The organism is Thermoclostridium stercorarium subsp. stercorarium DSM 8532 (assembly GCF_000331995.1).
Classification (GTDB): domain Bacteria; phylum Bacillota; class Clostridia; order DSM-8532; family DSM-8532; genus Thermoclostridium; species Thermoclostridium stercorarium.
In genome coordinates this window covers 809,999-827,416 of sequence record NC_020134.1, presented here as the reverse complement: position 1 = coordinate 827,416, position 17,418 = coordinate 809,999, and the positions used below count along the sequence as shown (strand labels likewise).

General features: G+C 41.8%; 20 protein-coding genes. 3 read left to right on the top strand and 17 right to left on the bottom strand.

The features are described 5' to 3' along the window. Positions 1-9: 9 nt before the first annotated feature. From CST_RS03680 to CST_RS03670, 3 genes are read right to left on the bottom strand one after another with little or no spacing between them, the layout of a single operon-like run. Positions 10-672, bottom strand: coding sequence for a J domain-containing protein (locus CST_RS03680; protein WP_015358486.1), 663 nt, complete (start codon positions 670-672; stop codon positions 10-12). Beyond that, entirely contained in the window at positions 656-1,537 is an 882-nt protein-coding gene (locus CST_RS03675; RefSeq protein ID WP_015484917.1) for a DUF5685 family protein, read from the bottom strand. The genes CST_RS03680 and CST_RS03675 overlap by 17 nt, the downstream gene beginning before the upstream one ends. Positions 1,538-1,541: 4 nt before the next feature. Further along, positions 1,542-2,000 carry an Asp23/Gls24 family envelope stress response protein gene (locus CST_RS03670; RefSeq protein ID WP_015358484.1) on the bottom strand — a complete coding sequence of 153 codons (459 nt, stop codon included), beginning with the start codon at positions 1,998-2,000 and terminating at the stop codon, positions 1,542-1,544. A 316-nt stretch (positions 2,001-2,316) separates the two neighbouring features. Between CST_RS03670 and CST_RS03665 the strand changes: the two genes are divergently transcribed. Next, on the top strand, positions 2,317-3,456 hold the full coding sequence (locus CST_RS03665; RefSeq protein ID WP_015358483.1) for a nucleoside recognition domain-containing protein: 1,140 nt from the start codon (positions 2,317-2,319) through the stop codon (positions 3,454-3,456). Positions 3,457-3,458: 2 nt separating this feature from the next. Here CST_RS03665 and CST_RS03660 read toward each other — a convergent pair whose 3' ends face one another. The 4 genes from CST_RS03660 to recG all read right to left on the bottom strand — a co-directional run bounded on the left by CST_RS03660 (position 3,459) and on the right by recG (position 7,278). After that, positions 3,459-3,902: a hypothetical protein gene (locus CST_RS03660; protein ID WP_015358482.1), complete on the bottom strand. Its 444-nt coding sequence runs from the start codon at positions 3,900-3,902 to the stop codon at positions 3,459-3,461. Positions 3,903-3,974: 72 nt separating this feature from the next. Next, positions 3,975-4,457, bottom strand: a complete 483-nt coding sequence (coaD, locus tag CST_RS03655) for a pantetheine-phosphate adenylyltransferase (protein WP_015358481.1) — start codon at positions 4,455-4,457, stop codon at positions 3,975-3,977. A 73-nt stretch (positions 4,458-4,530) separates the two neighbouring features. Next, positions 4,531-5,073: a 16S rRNA (guanine(966)-N(2))-methyltransferase RsmD gene (rsmD, locus tag CST_RS03650; protein WP_257745854.1), complete on the bottom strand. Its 543-nt coding sequence runs from the start codon at positions 5,071-5,073 to the stop codon at positions 4,531-4,533. A gap of 57 nt (positions 5,074-5,130) precedes the next feature. After that, positions 5,131-7,278 carry an ATP-dependent DNA helicase RecG gene (gene recG, locus CST_RS03645; protein ID WP_015358479.1) on the bottom strand — a complete coding sequence of 716 codons (2,148 nt, stop codon included), beginning with the start codon at positions 7,276-7,278 and terminating at the stop codon, positions 5,131-5,133. Between the two features lie 353 nt (positions 7,279-7,631). Between recG and rpmB the strand changes: the two genes are divergently transcribed. Continuing rightward, on the top strand, positions 7,632-7,814 hold the full coding sequence (gene rpmB / locus CST_RS03640; protein ID WP_015358478.1) for a 50S ribosomal protein L28: 183 nt from the start codon (positions 7,632-7,634) through the stop codon (positions 7,812-7,814). Between the two features lie 292 nt (positions 7,815-8,106). Here rpmB and CST_RS03635 read toward each other — a convergent pair whose 3' ends face one another. Continuing rightward, positions 8,107-8,625: a Gx transporter family protein gene (locus CST_RS03635; protein ID WP_015484914.1), complete on the bottom strand. Its 519-nt coding sequence runs from the start codon at positions 8,623-8,625 to the stop codon at positions 8,107-8,109. Continuing rightward, a complete protein-coding gene (locus CST_RS03630; protein ID WP_015358476.1) occupies positions 8,625-8,996 on the bottom strand; it encodes a NusG domain II-containing protein in 372 nt (123 codons plus the stop codon). The genes CST_RS03635 and CST_RS03630 overlap by 1 nt, the downstream gene beginning before the upstream one ends. Before the next feature lie 164 nt (positions 8,997-9,160). Between CST_RS03630 and CST_RS03625 the strand changes: the two genes are divergently transcribed. Continuing rightward, on the top strand, positions 9,161-10,186 hold the full coding sequence (locus CST_RS03625) for an FAD:protein FMN transferase (protein ID WP_015484913.1): 1,026 nt from the start codon (positions 9,161-9,163) through the stop codon (positions 10,184-10,186). Here CST_RS03625 and CST_RS03620 read toward each other — a convergent pair. The 8 genes from CST_RS03620 to CST_RS03585 form a co-directional block, all read right to left on the bottom strand. Beyond that, the gene (locus tag CST_RS03620) at positions 10,179-10,736 is read right to left on the bottom strand and encodes a manganese efflux pump MntP (protein ID WP_015358474.1); all 558 of its coding nucleotides are present in this window, start codon (positions 10,734-10,736) and stop codon (positions 10,179-10,181) included. The two genes, CST_RS03625 and CST_RS03620, sit on opposite strands and share 8 nt — an antisense overlap. A 147-nt stretch (positions 10,737-10,883) precedes the next feature. Further along, positions 10,884-12,068, bottom strand: coding sequence for a glycosyltransferase (locus CST_RS03615; RefSeq protein ID WP_015358473.1), 1,185 nt, complete (start codon positions 12,066-12,068; stop codon positions 10,884-10,886). A 146-nt stretch (positions 12,069-12,214) separates the two neighbouring features. After that, positions 12,215-13,519 (bottom strand): DUF512 domain-containing protein, encoded by a 1,305-nt coding sequence (locus tag CST_RS03610; RefSeq protein ID WP_015358472.1) that lies wholly within the window; start codon positions 13,517-13,519, stop codon positions 12,215-12,217. Between the two features lie 136 nt (positions 13,520-13,655). Further along, positions 13,656-13,835, bottom strand: coding sequence for a 50S ribosomal protein L32 (gene rpmF / locus CST_RS03605; RefSeq protein WP_015358471.1), 180 nt, complete (start codon positions 13,833-13,835; stop codon positions 13,656-13,658). A 38-nt stretch (positions 13,836-13,873) separates the two neighbouring features. Next, on the bottom strand, positions 13,874-14,398 hold the full coding sequence (locus CST_RS03600) for a YceD family protein (RefSeq protein ID WP_015358470.1): 525 nt from the start codon (positions 14,396-14,398) through the stop codon (positions 13,874-13,876). A gap of 97 nt (positions 14,399-14,495) precedes the next feature. Further along, on the bottom strand, positions 14,496-15,731 hold the full coding sequence (gene glyA / locus CST_RS03595; protein WP_015358469.1) for a serine hydroxymethyltransferase: 1,236 nt from the start codon (positions 15,729-15,731) through the stop codon (positions 14,496-14,498). Positions 15,732-15,757: 26 nt separating this feature from the next. Then, the gene (locus CST_RS03590) at positions 15,758-16,615 is read right to left on the bottom strand and encodes a hypothetical protein (RefSeq protein ID WP_242823588.1); all 858 of its coding nucleotides are present in this window, start codon (positions 16,613-16,615) and stop codon (positions 15,758-15,760) included. 31 nt (positions 16,616-16,646) lie between these two features. After that, a complete protein-coding gene (locus CST_RS03585) occupies positions 16,647-17,399 on the bottom strand; it encodes a pseudouridine synthase (RefSeq protein ID WP_237266372.1) in 753 nt (250 codons plus the stop codon). Between the last annotated feature and the right edge of the window lie 19 nt (positions 17,400-17,418).

Genomic DNA, 17,418 nt, shown 5'->3' with positions numbered 1-17,418 from the left:
ACTTCTTTATCAGCAACATGAGATCAAATCTCCGCCTAAACATTCACAGATGCTGTCGGCACACCATAAAGTTCCGCAAATCTGACACATATCAGGGCCCTGACGATACCCTGCTCCATAGAAATTAGGATTATAACGGTAGGCATTATACTGAGTATTGACACGGCTCAGGGCATCTCGGTACTCCATATTGCTGGGATCCATTTCCACCGCTCTTCTTAAATGCGCATTTGCCCGCTCATACCAGCCACGCTTCAGGAAAAGCAGCCCCTGAAGGTAGTTCCAGGTGGCATCGCGTACCGGCATCGCATCGAGCATTCTTTGAGCCTGAATGAAATTACCGTTCTGTATCAGCATTTTTATCTGATAGACATAGTCGCTGTTGGCTGAATAACCGCCGTAATACCCCGATCCCGTGCTCTGGCCTTGATGCTGACGCTGGTACTGATACTGCTGCTGTTGCTGCTGTTTCTGCTGATTATTATTCATATTTTTCATTAAATAATCATATGCTTCATTAATTTCACGAAGTTTCTCCTCAGCCAGATCGGAAAGGGGATTATCCCTGTACCTGTCGGGATGATATTTTTTAACCAGTTCCCTGTATGCTTTTTTTATTTCCTCTACGCTGGCGCCCTCTTTCAGCCCCAAAACTTCATACGGATTTTTCATGGCAATCTGCTCCCATCTGTAATACATTACGGGTTCTAACCAATAACCCTCTGTATATGATATTATCCAAAATGCTTTTGTTTTTTCTGATATCCAGCAGGGAAAATGCTTTCTCAAGCTCGCTCAGAGAATAAATCAATATGAATTCGGCTTTTTCCTTTATCCTTTCCCTGAATGAATTAACTCCTTCACTGCTTTCATACCTATACTGCACTACCAGTGGATTATACGAGCCGTTTTTTATATTATCCTCAATATCATCATAGGCGTCCAGAATGTATATCCATTTCCCCAGGTTGTATCCAATCCATCCCAATACCTTGCCTATCCTTTCCGAAGCCCTTGCCTGCTGAAAAACTGTCTGCATCATCCTTGCAAAGGGCTCGCTCGCTTCATCAATACTGTCGCACTTTCGCCTTTCCAGTTCATGAAGCCTGCTCAGTTCCCTTTCAATTTCCGCTGCCAGTTCAGGATATTTCTTTTTAACTTTTCCGTAGCCTTTTTTCAGGACGGCCATACCGGCAGGTCCCAAAAGGTTTCTTTCGTCCTGCCATTTGTCTTTTAGGTTATAATACGAAAGAAGTATATTAATGTCTGACGCGTATTCCACAGCGGAATTACTGTCTACAATGTACCTTTTTTTCAGCGGATGGAAAAGGCATCTTCTCTGCTTTCCGGAAACAGGCCCGTCTTCCAGCGAATCCATGAGCAACGCCAAAAAGGCGCAGTCATAGGTAAGAACAAATCTTCCCCTGTGCCCTGCCTTTTTGGCCATTGCTCTGCATACTCCACAGTAATATCCCCGAAAAACCTCAAACTCCCAAATTTTCAATTCGGGTTTATCCGGCGTTATATACCCGAACATATAATTATTTTACATCCTTTTCGGCGTCCTGGGTTTCGGGCTCTGCCTTTTTGGTTTCCTTTTCAAAGCTTACACCCTGAACATGGACATTAATTTCATTAACATGAAGTCCTGTCATGCTTTCAACACTTTGCTTCACCCGCTCCTGAAGTTTCCATGCCACATCGGGAATTCTCGCGCCGTATTCCACCACAACATTAAGATCTATATTAACCTCGTTATTATCACCCATCTCAACTTTTATTCCGCCCTTAAAGGGATTTTTCCTGCCAAGCACCTGGGATATGTTACCTGCGATTCCGCCGCTGAGGCTGGACACACCTTTAACTTCCATGGCTGCATTACTGGCTATAATGGAAACAACCTCGCTTGAAATACGGATTTCTCCCAAGCCTTCATTTTCGGTCTTAACGGCTTCCTGGGTCTCAGTCTGATTTACCGTGACGTTCTTTTCATCAGACATTGGTATTACCCTCCTTCTTATTGCGTAATAGTACTGTTCACTTTTGCTATACGATAATTTTTTTAACAGGTTTTAAAATTCGGAAAATTTCTGTCAACAAAACAATAAAAAATATGCGTAACTAATACAGATATTATACCACATCAGGTTAATGCTGAAAACACAGAAACAAAACCACGGCTTTTCTTGTTTCCCGTCCGGTTAAGTCATCTGTCCCTTTATGGGTGTCATTATATTTAATTTCATGCCATATAGTTAGTTATATAAAGACAGAAATGTCTTACATTTATCAAAAATAAAAACCGGAGATACGATTATGAAAAAATCAAATATTCGCGGTTTTATGATAATCATCATACTGACGGGATTATTCGTCCTGTTAATTTCCGACACCGAGGGAGTACTGTCCTCAGGACAGAAGGCGGTTGAACTCTGTTTAAAGGTAATTGTTCCGACCCTTCTTCCTTTTTTCATAATATCCCGCCTGATTTTAAACACAGGTGCGATCTCAGCCATAGGCCGTATATTCGGCCCTGTCATCAGACCTCTTTTCAATCTCCCCGGATCGGCTGCATTTCCAATCATTGCCGGATGGTTCAGCGGCTACCCTGCCGGCGCAAAATACACATCCGATCTGTATAAAAAGGGTATGATTACAAAAAAACAGGCGGAACGTCTTCTTTGTTTCTGTAACAACTCAGGCCCTCTGTTTATTGTCGGGGCAGTGGGAACCGGATACTTCAACAGTCCGGAACTGGGGCTTATTCTTCTTCTGTGCCACATAATGGCAAGTTTTACCGTTGGAATAATTCAGCGCTTTATTTTCAAAGACAATTCAGAGGAAAATGTTAATGTACCAAGTGAAATGCCGGTTAAAATCGAATTTTCAAGTCACATGCTGACCGACGCGATCATAGATTCAACGGCAGTTCTTCTCAGAATATGCGGAACAATAGTATTCTTTGCTGTTTTGGTGCAGACCCTCGAAACAGCGGGTTTTTTTACCCTTCTAAGCAGCTTAATCGCCTTTGTGACAGGCTTAAATATATCCGATTACATAAAAATAATAACCGCCGGAAGTTTTGAAATAACATACGGCCTGTATCTTCTCAGCCGTTCAATGGCAATACCTGTGCATTTGAAAATATTGCTTACTTCATTCCTTTGCGGATTCGGCGGTTTTTCGGTTTTTACACAGGTTACCTTTTTCTGTCCTCCCGAAATAAAACTGAAAAAATATCTGTTCGGGAAACTGATTCACGGCTTTGCCGCATCATTATTCACAGGACTGTTTTTAATCAACCGCACCGTTCCGGTCATGTCTCATACTGACAACATTTATGATACCGGAACTTCCAAAACAATCATGCCGGTATATATTTTAATACTGTCGATTATGATTATGTACTTCCTGATTGCCCACCGTCACGGTAAGAAACAGCGCAGGCTTCAGTAAAGCTATTTCTGTTTTAATTCATTCCTGTTTTCCTTTACAATTTCAAGCATTTCGGTAAGCATTTCCTCCACCTTGCCAAGAATACTGTCCGCATATTCCCGAGTGCCCAGGCGGATTTCCCTGGCATTCTTTTTTGCATTGTTTATAATAGTCTCAGCCTGCTCCTGTGCCTTGCGGCTTATTTCGTGTTCATTCACCAGCGCGGATATACGGCTTTCGGCGTTTTTTATGATATTATCCGCCTCTTGCTGAGCTTCGGCAAGTATGCGGGAACGTTCCTTGCTGATCCATTTCGCCTGTTTAAGATCATCGGGAAGCTTTAAACGTATATCCTGAATAATCTCCAAAATTTCATTTCTGTCCACCATACACTTACCACTGAAAGGCACTGAAACCGCATTTTCAATTGCATCCTCCAATGCATCCAATAAAGTTAGAATCTCCATCCTATTTCCCCCTGGCATAATTTCATTGCATCTCTTTAAAAACCCGCGATGTGTCGGCAAGCCTTGAAAACATTATTTCTTTCTCAGCTTGTTGTAAATCTGGTCAACAATCTGTTCCGGAACCAGATCCCTTATGTCGCCTCCGTAGGATGCAATTTCCTTTACCGCACTTGAACTGAGATAAGAATATTTTATATTGGTCATCATAAAAAGGGTTTCTATATTGGGATCAAGGTTTTTATTCAACAAAGCCATCTGGAATTCATATTCAAAATCCGATACCGCTCTGAGTCCTTTAATAACCGTTGTGGCGTTCTGCTGTTTCATGAAATCCACCAGCAGCCCTGAAAAAGGAATGACTTCCACATTGTTTCTTCCCTGTAACACCTGTTTAAGAAAGGAAACCCTTTCTTCCATTGTGAAAGCAGGTGACTTACTGCGATTTATAAGCACAGCAACGATAAGCTTGTCGCATAATTTCGAAGCACGATCTATTATATCCAGATGTCCGTTGGTGACAGGATCAAAACTGCCCGGGTATACAAAAATTCTCAAATGTAAAATCCCCTCTCATGTTAATTATGTATAATATATCGTCACGTCAAAGGTTATAATTTTCCAAACGAATTTAACCATTTACAAAAAAGGAAACCCTCGTATCCCCATAATTTTTAACCCTTATTTTTCTCAAGTTACCAATACTGTCAGACGGCATCTCGTTTCTGTGGTGTTCACAAACCACAATTCCTTTATCATTTATTATATCATTTTCCATTAAAAGTTGTAGAGTTTCCTGTATAAAATTACGGGAATAAGGAGGATCCATAAAAATTATGTCAAATTTTATGTTTTCAGGATTGAATTCCCTGAGAAAATTGCTGACTTTGCGGCAATAAACCACACCCTTATCGAGGAATTTGGTGTGGGCGAGATTTTCCCGTATTATATTGCAGCAATTTCTGTTCTCCTCAACGAAATAGGCCAGTTCAGCGCCTCTGCTTAAAGCTTCTATCGCCAAAGCTCCTGTTCCGGCAAACAAATCAAGCACTTTGCTGCCGGGTATATACGGATTCAAAATATTGAAAATCGATTCTTTGACACTGTCAACCGTAGGGCGTGTATTCAAGCCCTTGGGAGTTTTCAGCTTCATCCCTCTTGCCTGACCTGCTATTACTCTGACTATATGAATTCCCCCTCATCATGAATTTTTTTGGAAAAACGTCATTTCTTAGTTTAACGCAACCTCTTTCAGCTTATCCTCAAACATCACAAGCAAATGTTCCTTAAGTTTTCTGTAATCCTCTTTCTCGCTGAGCTTCTGATTCTTTATAATATCCTCCGCTGCCCTTTGTACCTCCTTTAAAATCTCCATGTCCTGGTACAAATTGGCTATTTTAAACTCAGGAAGGCCATGCTGGCGGACTCCGAATATATCGCCAGGGCCTCTTAACTCCATATCCTTTTCCGAGATTTTAAAGCCGTCATTATACTTCGTCATTATTTCCATACGTTTCAGAGCTATCTCGCTCTTACTCTGGCAAAACAGGATGCAGTAGGACTGGTGTTCTCCCCTTCCGACCCTGCCTCTGAGCTGATGCAGCTGGGCAAGGCCAAATCTTTCGGCATTTTCCACCACCATTATCGTCGCGTTCGGGACGTTTACACCCACTTCCACAACCGTTGTGGACACCAGCACCTGAATATTGCCTTTTGCAAATTCACTCATTACCCTTTCCTTGTCCTTCCATTTCATTTTGCCATGAACAAGGCCAATGGACAATCCTTTCAAATCCTTCTCTTCCAGTCTTTTGGCCATGGTCATCGCTGCTTCGGCCTCAATTTCGTCCGATTCTTCAACCAAAGGGCATATTATGTATGCCTGTCTGCCTTCCTGCACCATTTTTCGGATAAAATTATATACCCTTGCCCTCATCGACTCGTCAACCGCATATGTTTTAACAGGCTTGCGATCGGGCGGAAGTTCATCGATGACGGATATATCCAAATCGCCGTAAAGTATCAGCGACAAGGTTCTCGGTATCGGCGTTGCCGTCATGACAAGTATATGCGGATTGGCTTTTGAGGCCAATACAGCCCTCTGTTTTACGCCGAAACGGTGCTGTTCGTCGGTAACAACAAGGCCAAGTCTGGCAAACTCCACATCCTCTTCAAGAAGGGCATGGGTTCCGATCACGAGATGGTATTCGTTGTTTCTTATACCTTCCTTTATTTTCTCCTTTTCCTTCCTGCTTACGCTTCCGGTAAGCAGCGCCGTTTTTACGCCGTAATTCCCAAGCAGCGGCGTAATGCTTCGATAATGCTGCTCGGCAAGTATTTCGGTTGGGACCATGAAAACAGCCTGGTAACCGTTTAATACCGTCAACAGGATTGCCAGCGCAGCCACTATGGTTTTCCCTGACCCAACGTCCCCCTGAATAAGCCTGTTCATCTGCTTTTCACCGCTTGTCATATCCTCTTCTATCTCGCGGTATACCCTAAGCTGGGCATTGGTCAGCCGAAAGGGCAGCTGCTCTATAAACCGGTCCACCAAAGACCGTTTTTCCATTTTTATGCCCGAAACCGCCGTCTGTTTGGTTTTCAGCTGCAAAAGCCCAAGCTGCAGCATCAGCAATTCCTCAAAAACCAGCCGTTTCCGTGCCCTTTCCTTATCCTCAAAACTTGAAGGAAAATGAATGTTTTCCAGGGAAAAATTAATTTCTGCAAGAGAATACCGCCTTCTAAGCTCTTCAGGAAGTATTTCCGTCAATTTCCCAATCACAAGGTTAAGGGCATTTCTCTGTATCATTCGCATGTAACTCTGGGTTATTCCTGCCGTTAAAGGATAAACAGGCTGAATACCCGTTGTTTTTTTCCTTTCGGAAGTCACTTCCTCGAATATCGGGTTTACCATCTCAACATAAATTCCCGCCCTTTTAACCTTTCCAAAAAAAACATAAGTTTTGTCCCTTAATATTTTTTCGGTGACATAGTCCTGATTAAACCAGGTTAAAGTTACATAACCGGTATCATCAACTCCCAGAGTTTTATAAATGCGCAGATTGCTTCTCGGCCTGTTCAGCGAAATATCTGACACAACCTTGAGTATTACGGCACACTCGTCATCGTTTACCAGTTCCGAAACCTTTTTTTCCTTGTTTCGATCTTCATAATTCCTGGGGTAATAAGTTATAAGGTCGCCTATCGTTTTAATCCCCAGTTTATTTAGTTTCTGTGCTCTGGCCTTTCCAACCTGCTGGACCGACTGAACGCTTCTTCCCAATATCGGATTTATTCTTGTATAGTCCAACGAAAATCTGTCCTTTCCGAATTTTTCCCTTAGCCTGTCTTTCGGTATAAGGATATTGATGCTATGCACACCGGCAAAAATTTTTTTCTTTTTTATATTTTATACCATTAATCCTCAGTGGAAAAGTAATCTGATTGTTTTAAACCAAAACCGATTCCGATTTTTAGGGAGGTTATGATTCGGCAACCGTTTTACAATAACATACCGTGAATATTTACTGTAGTTTCATTAATGACCGACTAAACTTTATGAAAAAACAAATGGCGGCCAGACGCTAAAAAAATGCCTTAAAAAAGGCTTGCATTTATCGTTATGCTTGTGATAGAATTATTAAAGCTTTTGTTATGGAGTAACCATAGTTTTATGTTTCTTGGATACCCACCGATGTTAAGGACGTGAAGAGTTTAAGGAGGTGTGTTGTAATGGCAAAATGCGAAATTTGCGGAAAAGGGCAGTTGTTCGGTAACCAGATCAGCCATTCACACAGAAGAACAAATAGAGCCTGGAAACCCAATATAAAGAGAGTAAGACTTACGATTAACGGAGTAACAAAGAGAATGGCCGTATGTACAAGCTGCATACGTTCCCATAAAAATACTGTTTAATTTGCCCGAATATTATGTTTTAAAACTAACGGCAGTTCCAAAGCACGAAAAACTTACCCCCGGTTTTTTAAACCGGGGGTTTGTTTTATTTTTGAGTCAATGATAGGAATTATGATTCTCATCATTTTCATATTCTCATATGTATTAGTGAATGTTAAAAACTCTTCTCAGAATACTTCCCAGAAACCGAGGCATTTTTAATACTATTATTCTCATTGAAGGGCACCCCCAGGCTTATTGTTTACTGATAGTATCAGTATATTCTCAAGTCAAAAATTTGTGATAGACCGTATCATTCGTCCCTACAGTATACGTTCCTAAGCCTGGGTATCACAATTCCGGCCACTATTCCTGTTATAATCCCTGTCGCAACGCCCGTTACAATAAGCACAGGAAGATAGTAAAAAATCGATTTGGTCCGCATTACCACTGCGGCAGCAAGAATCTGGCCTATATTATGACAAACCCCTCCTGCTACCGAGGCACTGACAATACCAAACCCCTTGTTCCTGTATTTCCATACTAAAGTCATTGCCGCGATGCTCAAAATACCGCCCGCAAGGCTGAAAATCAATGCCGAAAAACCTCCATACAAAAAAGATGTCATAAAAACTCTGAGCAATAATATCACAAACGATACCAAGGGTCCCAGCAAATACAGCGCCACCAATGAAACTATGTTCGATAAACCCAGCTTAATTCCCGGTATTGCTACAGGCAATGCAAACAGGCTCTCAGCAAAATGAATTGCAATCGCAACAGCCGTCAGTATTGCAGATAAAGTCATCCTTCTAACGTCCCTATGATTCATTATTCCGAAACTCCGTCAATTACATTTTCAGTGGTACTCCTTATTTCTACCACCACTCTGTTTGGCAGGCATATTATCGACTCACCGCTTTTCCTGGCGGGCCGGGTGTTTACACATACCTGATCCCGGCAGTTCGCCTCTGTCATTTCCGCTTTTCCGCCCTCCACCCGTACAACATTTCTGTTACCGTTTTCATCTTCTATGACAACGGTTTTTTCGGCGGTTAACGGAACCACTTCCATAACCTCACCGTCTTTATATATAACCACTTCGCCGGTGCCGACATCCTCCTGCACCGTGTTCATAAAAAGCCACAGTATCGCTGCGGCTATCAGGAATACCGCTGTTAAAAAAATGTCCTTTTTCCTCATACGTGTTTTATACCCTGATTTAGCGTTTTTATTACAAAAACATTTTAACAGCAATGCAATAATTCTTCAAACTGTTATTACTGCCATTAAAAACGTGTTATAATTATTTAAGTCAAAGGGTAAATATGGATTGTTACATACAAAAACAACAGGCTAAGGGGTAATTGCACTTGAAAAAGGTTTGTTTGTTACTCATATGTTTTGTTTTTTTAACGTTTACTGCATGCAGCCAGGCAAAACCGCTTAAAGAATCAAGGTTTCTTCTGGATACACTGGTGGAAATAACAATATATAATAAAAATTCACAAGATGTAATGAGTGAACTTTTTGACAAAATACAGGCCTTTGAGAACAAGTTCAGCAAGTATGCAGAAGACAGTGAGATATCACAGATAAACAATAATGCCGGTACTTACGTAAATGTGTCGGAAGATACTTTTGAATTAATAGAGCAAAGCCTTTATTTCAGTGAAATTTCCGACGGTCTTTTCGATATAAGCATAGGGCCTTTGGTGGATTTATGGGGTATTAATCAGGAAAATCCAAGGGTTCCGACCCAGCGTGAAATAGATTTGGCCAAAGAGAAAATAGGTTACAGGAACATATCCCTTAACAGAGAAAACATGTCGGTTTCGGTTGCCGAAGGCATGTCCCTTGATACAGGCGCAATTGCAAAGGGTTTTATTACAGACAGGCTTGTATCGGTTTTACGTGAAAGAAAGATTGAGTCGGCCCTTTTAAATCTTGGAGGAAACCTTTATCTTTACGGCACCAAACCCGACGGTTCTGACTGGACAATCGGAATAAGGGATCCTTTCGGCCTTCAGGGGGATTATATGGCGACAGTGTCTTTAAAAGATACTTCCATTGTTACTTCGGGAATTTACGAGCGCTATTTTGAAGCTGACGGAAAAAGGTATCATCATATTTTAAACCCAAAAACAGGGTACCCCGAAGACAACGAGCTTGCATCGGTGTCTATAATTTCCCCTTCATCCACAATGTGCGACGGATTATCAACTACATGCTTTCTCCTCGGGCTTGGTAAGGGAATGGAATTAATAGAAAGCCTTGAAAATGCCGAAGCAATTATGATAACCCGGGACAAAAAGGTGTATCTTTCCAGCGGATTAAAAAACGGAAAGATACCCTTTAAACTTGTCGATACCAATTACACCGTGGTCAACTGAGCAGATGCTCAATTAAAATTTTCGTGCCGATTACTATAAGAATAACCGAGCCCAGCCGGTTCAGATATTTACTGAATTTGGTGTAGCTGGTCATCCAGCAGCCGAGCAAAACCCCGGCGAAAGACAGGCAAAATGTTATGGTTCCTACTACAATCGACGGTAATACAATGGGATAACCGAGGGCTGTAATACTTATACCTGCCGCAAATGCATCTATACTCGTAGCCACCGAGAGTGTCAGCATCAGTTTGACACTTGTCAAATCCAAAGGTTCGGCTTCTTCCGTGGACTCCTTCCACATTTTCACTCCGATAAAAGTCAGCAGCACAAATGCAATCCAGTGATCAACGGGTTCTATGAATGTTCTGAACGTTGAACCCGAAAGCCATCCCAAGGACAACATTCCCCATTGAAAAAAGCCAAAAAAAAGAGCTGCCCGTACGGCATGCCAGTAACGTCTTTTAATAACACACAATCCGCACGATACCGATACCGCAAATGCATCCATCGCAAGTCCGACTGCAAGAGCTATAATAAAAAAATAATCCATTAATACCACCAGTCCAATTGTACAGAATAATAGTTTGTCCACTGATTAATCATATTACAGGATAAAAAAAATATATCAAGATTCCGGGCCGAATCTATGGAATATTTAATTTTAAAAAACCGGATATTTCAATACCAGCCCGGCTGTTTATGAAATCTTGTTCACTTTTTTATGAATTCTGATAATCTCCAGATACCTCCGGTATACTTCATCCACTATGCTTTCCCAGTCCCTGTATATTGTTTCTCTCGCCTTTTCCCCGACTTTTTTCAGCAAATCTCTGTCCTTAATTATGCTTATAATTCTGTTTGCGTAAGATTCCGCGTCATTTTCGCTTAAAAACCCGTTTACGTTGTCTATTATCCCTTCGGCCGTGTTGCTGTTTGCGATAACAAGGGAAGGCGTCGCAACGGCAGCAGCCTCACGGATCACAATGGGCGCATTGTCATATACCGAAGGGAACAGGAATAAGTCAGCCCTTGCAAATAATGAGCGAAGGTAATCCCTGTCCAGAATTTTTCCCAAAAAGGTTATTCTGTTGGTAAGCCCCAATTCCTTAACATAGGCTTCCAGTTCATCCTTCGCATATCCGTCACCGACAAAGAACATTTTGTAATCCACGTTCCTGTCTGACAAAATCTTAAGCGAATCCACAAGAAGCTTTACATTTTTCTGCCAGATATGCTGGCCTACAAACAGAAAAACAAGATCGTCCTTCTTTAAATTCAGTTTATTTTCTGTTTCCTCTATAAGGCTGTCCATGTTTTCAGGCATGACAAAATCTGTGCCGTTAGGTACTATTTCTATGTCCCCCTTATAGCCATATTCACGCAATGTATCGGCGGTACTCTTGTTTACCGTCCAGACCTGATCCACTTTGTCGAAAAATTCCATTACTATGCGGGTGCAAAATTTCGCAAACGCGTCTATTTTCAAAACCTGTTTGAAATCGTCGTAGAATTTTGAATGGAATGTGGCTACAATAGGGATGTTATTTTTTCTTGCTATTTGCAGCGCAACAACACCCGAAGTAAAAGGACAGTGGGCATGGACAATATCAAAAGGAATGCTTTTTATCATCGTACGGAAATTTATATCAAGCAATTCCAGCCCAATTCGGTACGGTTCCCGCTTCTTCAGAGGAATAGAGTAATAACGCAATACCGGGAACTCCTCTCTATCCACATAACCTGGATATGCAGGTGTGGCTACATAACATTCGCCGTATTTTTTATCCAGCCAGTAAGCATAGTTTTTCACCACGTTTGTAACCCCGTCCATAACAGGTACAAACGAGTCGTTAAACTGGCCAACAACAAGTTTTTCTTTCATGTTATAACCCCAAACCTCTTTTTTATTATATGGCCGGAAGAAAATATATATACGCTATAACGAGGAAATTTAACAGAAACAGGCTTTTTGTTTGATTATAACATAAACAAAATGGAATTTCAAAATTCATTTGCTAAAATTTGCCTTTATAAAATCAAATGCCTGAGAAGTTCTCCTCCGTCGACATCCACCTTCTCAATATTAACACCAAGAAAGGAAGCAAGTTCTTTTAATGTCATGTCATCAAGAAAAATATCCGTACCCGCCCTGAACATATTGGACGGCAGCAACAGAACATCACCCAGAAACTTGCCGGACAGCTGCTCTTTAATGTCGGTTCCCGTCAAAAGTCCTGAAACGGTAATACTTTTCCCGAAAAAATTATTTTCAATCGGATATACAAGTATTTTCAACCCCGGAAAATGTGCTTCGGCACGTTTCGCAATATCGGATATAATCTTTTCGGCAAGCACTCCGGTTGCAATACTGACAGTTTTCCTCACTGTACGGCTCTTCTCCCCTGACAGCGCCCAATTAAACTCCTCAATAAGAGATGCAGCCATACCGATGCCGTTTTCAATCTGCGGAAAATCTTCATAATGGCTGTAAGGAGGAAGCAGCGTGTCCGACATCAGATACCATTCATCAGCCAAAAATACTCTTCTGCTCCCTGTCTTTTTCAGAAAAAATTCCTGCCACTTTTCCACCTGCGCTATCACGTCAACGGCTGACTTTTTGTCAAATGGCTTAAGAACCGGAAGTCCTTCCCTGAATTTAGTAAGCCCGACCGGTACCACCGATATGCTGTTCAGCTGTGGCATCAGCGACGACAAGTCAGTCAGTGTCCGATCCAGTTCATTGCCGTCGTTTATATCCCTGCATAAAACAATCTGTGCGTTCAACGTTATACCATTATCGGCCAGAATTCTCATTTTTTCCATAACGTCGCCAGCAAACCGATTGTTAAGCATTTTGCATCTCAGTTCGGGATTCGTTGTATGCACTGACACGTTAACGGGTGACATATGATATTTAACTATCCTGTCTATGTCATCCTTTCCCATGTTGGTCATTGTAATATAGTTTCCGAACAAAAACGACAGACGTGCGTCATCATCCTTGAAATACAGAGATTCCCTCATTCCTTTGGGCAATTGATCTATAAAACAGAATATACATTTATTCCTGCAACTTTTTTCTTCATCCATCAGCGGATTTTCGAACTCAAGGCCGATATCCTCAAACTCATCTTTCTCAATATCAACCCTCAGAATATTGCCGTCAGGTTTTAATACATCCAGAGTCAGTTTTTCATCCTGGGTTAAAAACCGGTAGTCAAACACATCTACGATTTTCTGCCCGTTAACCGACAGAAGTATATCCCCTGCTTCTATACCCGCTTCTTCGGCAATACTTCCGCTGTATACTTCGCAAATCTTAAGGTTACTCATTATCCCTCCGTAGGCTATTCAAGCTCCGATAAAAATAATAGCAGCACCGAATCTTTACATTAAAAGGCCTTCCTTCAGAGCGTCCAGGCGTTTTAATGTAATATTCAAGCTGCTGCCATTATTGAAAAGTGTCCTGTTATGCTTCAACTTTAATAATTTCTTTTCCATTATAATATCCGCATTCCTTGCAAACGCGGTGCGGCATTTTCAGACTATGACACTGAGGGCACAAAACCAGCATTGGCGCATCGATTTTATAATGTGTTCTTCTCTTGTTTCTTCTTTGTTTTGATACCTTCCTTTTTGGTACTGCCATTTGTTACACCTCCGTTCCGGTATTCGGCATTATTCTGCCTAATCGGTATTTTTCTTTTCCAATAAATCTTTTAAAGCGGCCAGTCTCGGGTCAATGGGCTGTCCATCGTTATCGTCTCTACAGCCACATCCCTCACCGGTGATGGGTTTTCCGCATTTTTCGCAAATTATCCGGCAATTGTTGCTGCATCTGTGATGCAACGGCATTGCCAACACAATCTGATCAGACAGTATCTTGTCAAGGTAAAGCACATTGCCGCTGAATGTGTACTGATCCTCCTCGGGACTGCCCTTCTGTTCGTCAACCAAATCTTCATTTATTTTGACTTTCAGGTCCCTTACAATTTCACTATTGCAATAATCGCAACTGGTAACATACGTACAGCGAGCATCACCCTCAAGATGCAACACGCCGTCCATGTTTGCAATAACCCCATCAAAGGTTACAGGCCCGACAACTGAAATACTGCCATAAATATCAGTCAAGTTTTCAATAACGCCGGACTTATTAATTTTTATTTCCGTACCTGGTACCTTTACAACTTCCGATATATCAACTACCATAATTTCCTCCGGCTTTAAAAAGTCAACAAACTAAATTATAAACACTGGGCTCGACTTTGTCAATGATCCGGGTTTATCAAATTTATTTTCCCGTCACCTATTCATAAAGCGGAAATCTTCTGGTTAAATCCCTGACCGCTCCGATAACTTCATCCTTGTACCTGTCAAAATCAGTCAGTGTTTTTGAAATAAGTACCGCTATTTCCTTCATTTCATTTTCTTTCATACCTCTTGCCGTTACAGCGGGTGTTCCGATCCGTATTCCGCTCGTTACGAAAGGACTTCTGGTGTCATAAGGAATACCGTTTTTATTAACCGTAATATACACCTCGTCAAGCAGCTGCTGAGCATCCTTGCCTGTAATGTTTTTATTTGTCAGATCCACAAGCATCAGGTGGTTGTCGGTACCTCCGGAAACAATTTCAAAACCCTGTTCCTGTAATGCCGCTGCCAAGGTTTTTGCATTCTTCACTATTTGCATCTGGTATTCCTTGAATTCAGGCTGTAAAGCTTCCTTAAGCGCAACCGCCTTTGCCGCAATTACATGCATAAGCGGGCCGCCCTGAATTCCCGGGAATACGGCACGATCAATATCTTTTGCGTATTTCTCCTTGCAAAGGATCATTCCGCCTCTCGGACCACGAAGGGTCTTGTGAGTTGTCGTCGTAACAAAATCGGCGTACGGAACCGGACTCGGATGCACACCTGCGGCTACAAGGCCGGCTATATGAGCCATATCCACCATGAGATATGCCCCAACTTCGTCGCAGATTTCCCTGAACGCCTTGAAATCAATCACTCTGGAATAAGCGCTTGCTCCGGCGATAATCATTTTGGGCCTGTACTTTAGAGCAAGCTCCCTGACCTCATCATAGTCAATAAAACCGGTATCCTTTCTTACACCGTAATGTACCGCTTTAAAGTATTTTCCGGACATGTTAATCGCCATACCATGGCTCAGATGCCCACCATGCGACAGATCCATGCCCATAAAAGTGTCTCCCGGGTTGAGCACGGCAAAGAATACCGCCATATTGGCCTGAGCTCCCGAATGAGGCTGTACATTTACGTGTTCTGCCCCAAAAAGTTCTTTCGCCCGTTCAATTGCCAGCCTTTCTACCACATCCACATATTCACAGCCACCATAATATCTTTTCCCGGGATAACCCTCGGCATACTTATTGGTAAGAGGTGTCCCCAATGCTTCCAGAACAGCTTTGCTTACAAAGTTTTCAGAAGCAATCAGCTCAATTTTGCTTCTTTGCCTTTCCACTTCATCATAAATGGCCTGCGCAATCTGGGGATCAAAATTCTCAATGTGCTCCAACTTCATATTCCCGTCCTCCAATACATAGAATTTTAATTAGATACTTCTGCCGGAGTGTTTTCACCTGTCCTCCGTGTACGGCTTAAATACATCAGTGCAATAAGCCTCTGCTTAATCAAAAGGATAATAACCTCAAGGAAAGAGACAATAAACAGAGTGACAAGCTGGGATTCAAACGAAAACATTTGTATAACCAGATTTAAACACACAATAAATATTATGTTTTTAGCTATGGTAAACCTGTTTCCGGAAGATAATCCTGCCGATAATCTGAAATTACGCCATATCGAAACACCTGTATCAAGAAATGTAATATCCTTGAATATAAATATCACCTGAATAATAAACCACACTACGGGAATAAGGAAAATAACCAGGTTCACCGCGAAATACAATACGGGTACCAGTGCCGTAATCAGTGCAAAAAGGAAAGTGACGGCAATAAAAACAATAACCAGCCCCAGATAGAAAAACAAATTAAACCCTATAAACCGAGGCAATGCCTTTAAAAATTTCCTAAGATAACAAGACATCGATGGTCTTTCGTATTCCAGATCACAAAGATATGCTCCAAGGTAAAAATAGGATAACAATTTTAACAAAATCTGCTGCAGCAGCGAAAAACCGATAATTTTTACTGACGAGGACATCAGCTGCGAAAAGGTTTCCGAATTCTGAAGCTCCATGATTTTTTTTAACAATAATGAAGGATCCTCAGCATTTTCAGACGACAAAATATCCATATAGGCATTGTATACCTGCTGCACATAGATGGTATAATCAAGCACCAAAGGCCGTACTAAAAGCACCAGGCCAAAAGATACCGCCAAAAGAAGCACAAAAAGCACCTGTGGTACGCCCCTGGCTTTAAGATCATAAAATTTCATCATTTTTTTGAAGTAAATAAAAAAAGGTTGAACTTTATTCTGTACCATATTGCACCTTCTCCGTCAGCTGTTTTACTTCCCTGTCGGTCAGATAACGCCATTCCCCGGGCTTTAAATCCCCCAGTTCCAAAGTGCCATACGCAATCCTTTTAAGCCTTACCACAGGATGGCCTATTTTTTCGCACATTTTTCTTATCTGTCTGTTCTTGCCTTCGTGTATGGTTATTTCCAGCTTAGTTTTGTTTTCATACTCATCCAGAACCCTCACAAAAGCGGGAGCCGTAACATATCCGTCTATCCTGATACCCGTTCTTAATTTTTCAAGTGCTTCCTCCGAGGGCCTACCCTTCACCGTTACAACATACACTTTTAATATTTCATTTCTCGGATGCATGAGCAGGTTTGCAAAATCTCCGTCGTTTGTCAGCAGAAGAAGACCTGACGTGTCATAGTCAAGCCGCCCTACAGGATATACCCGCTCCCTGACCCCTTCAAGCAAATCCATTACCGTTTTCCTTCCTTCGGGATCTCTTACCGTTGTAACATAGCCCCGCGGTTTGTGCATGAGAATATAGACCTTTTTCTTTTCAGGTTTAACAGGTCTGCCATCCACTTCCACATGATCGTCAGGTGAAACCTTTACGCCCATCTCGGTTACAACCTGTCCGTTCACCCGAACTTTTCCCTGGCGTATCAGTTCCTCCGCCCTTCTTCGGGAAGCTACACCGCATTGAGCCAAATATTTCTGAAGCCTTATCTGTTCCGTTTTTCTTCCCCGCCTTTGCAACCAATGTTTTCTAAGAATT

Coding starts and splice junctions, on each gene's coding strand:
- CST_RS03620 (WP_015358474.1), bottom strand. CDS start 10,736: ATGGATTATTTTTTTATTATAGCTCTTGCAGTCGGACTTGCGATGGAT.
- CST_RS03610 (WP_015358472.1), bottom strand. CDS start 13,519: ATGAGTAACCTTAAGATTTGCGAAGTATACAGCGGAAGTATTGCCGAA.
- CST_RS03660 (WP_015358482.1), bottom strand. CDS start 3,902: ATGGAGATTCTAACTTTATTGGATGCATTGGAGGATGCAATTGAAAAT.
- CST_RS03600 (WP_015358470.1), bottom strand. CDS start 14,398: ATGGTAGTTGATATATCGGAAGTTGTAAAGGTACCAGGTACGGAAATA.
- rpmF (WP_015358471.1), bottom strand. CDS start 13,835: ATGGCAGTACCAAAAAGGAAGGTATCAAAACAAAGAAGAAACAAGAGA.
- CST_RS03635 (WP_015484914.1), bottom strand. CDS start 8,625: ATGAATCATAGGGACGTTAGAAGGATGACTTTATCTGCAATACTGACG.
- CST_RS03670 (WP_015358484.1), bottom strand. CDS start 2,000: ATGTCTGATGAAAAGAACGTCACGGTAAATCAGACTGAGACCCAGGAA.
- CST_RS03675 (WP_015484917.1), bottom strand. CDS start 1,537: ATGTTCGGGTATATAACGCCGGATAAACCCGAATTGAAAATTTGGGAG.
- CST_RS03615 (WP_015358473.1), bottom strand. CDS start 12,068: ATGAAAGAAAAACTTGTTGTTGGCCAGTTTAACGACTCGTTTGTACCT.
- rpmB (WP_015358478.1), top strand. CDS start 7,632: ATGGCAAAATGCGAAATTTGCGGAAAAGGGCAGTTGTTCGGTAACCAG.
- CST_RS03680 (WP_015358486.1), bottom strand. CDS start 672: ATGAAAAATCCGTATGAAGTTTTGGGGCTGAAAGAGGGCGCCAGCGTA.
- glyA (WP_015358469.1), bottom strand. CDS start 15,731: ATGAAGTTGGAGCACATTGAGAATTTTGATCCCCAGATTGCGCAGGCC.
- CST_RS03665 (WP_015358483.1), top strand. CDS start 2,317: ATGAAAAAATCAAATATTCGCGGTTTTATGATAATCATCATACTGACG.
- CST_RS03630 (WP_015358476.1), bottom strand. CDS start 8,996: ATGAGGAAAAAGGACATTTTTTTAACAGCGGTATTCCTGATAGCCGCA.
- CST_RS03590 (WP_242823588.1), bottom strand. CDS start 16,615: ATGATGAAATTTTATGATCTTAAAGCCAGGGGCGTACCACAGGTGCTT.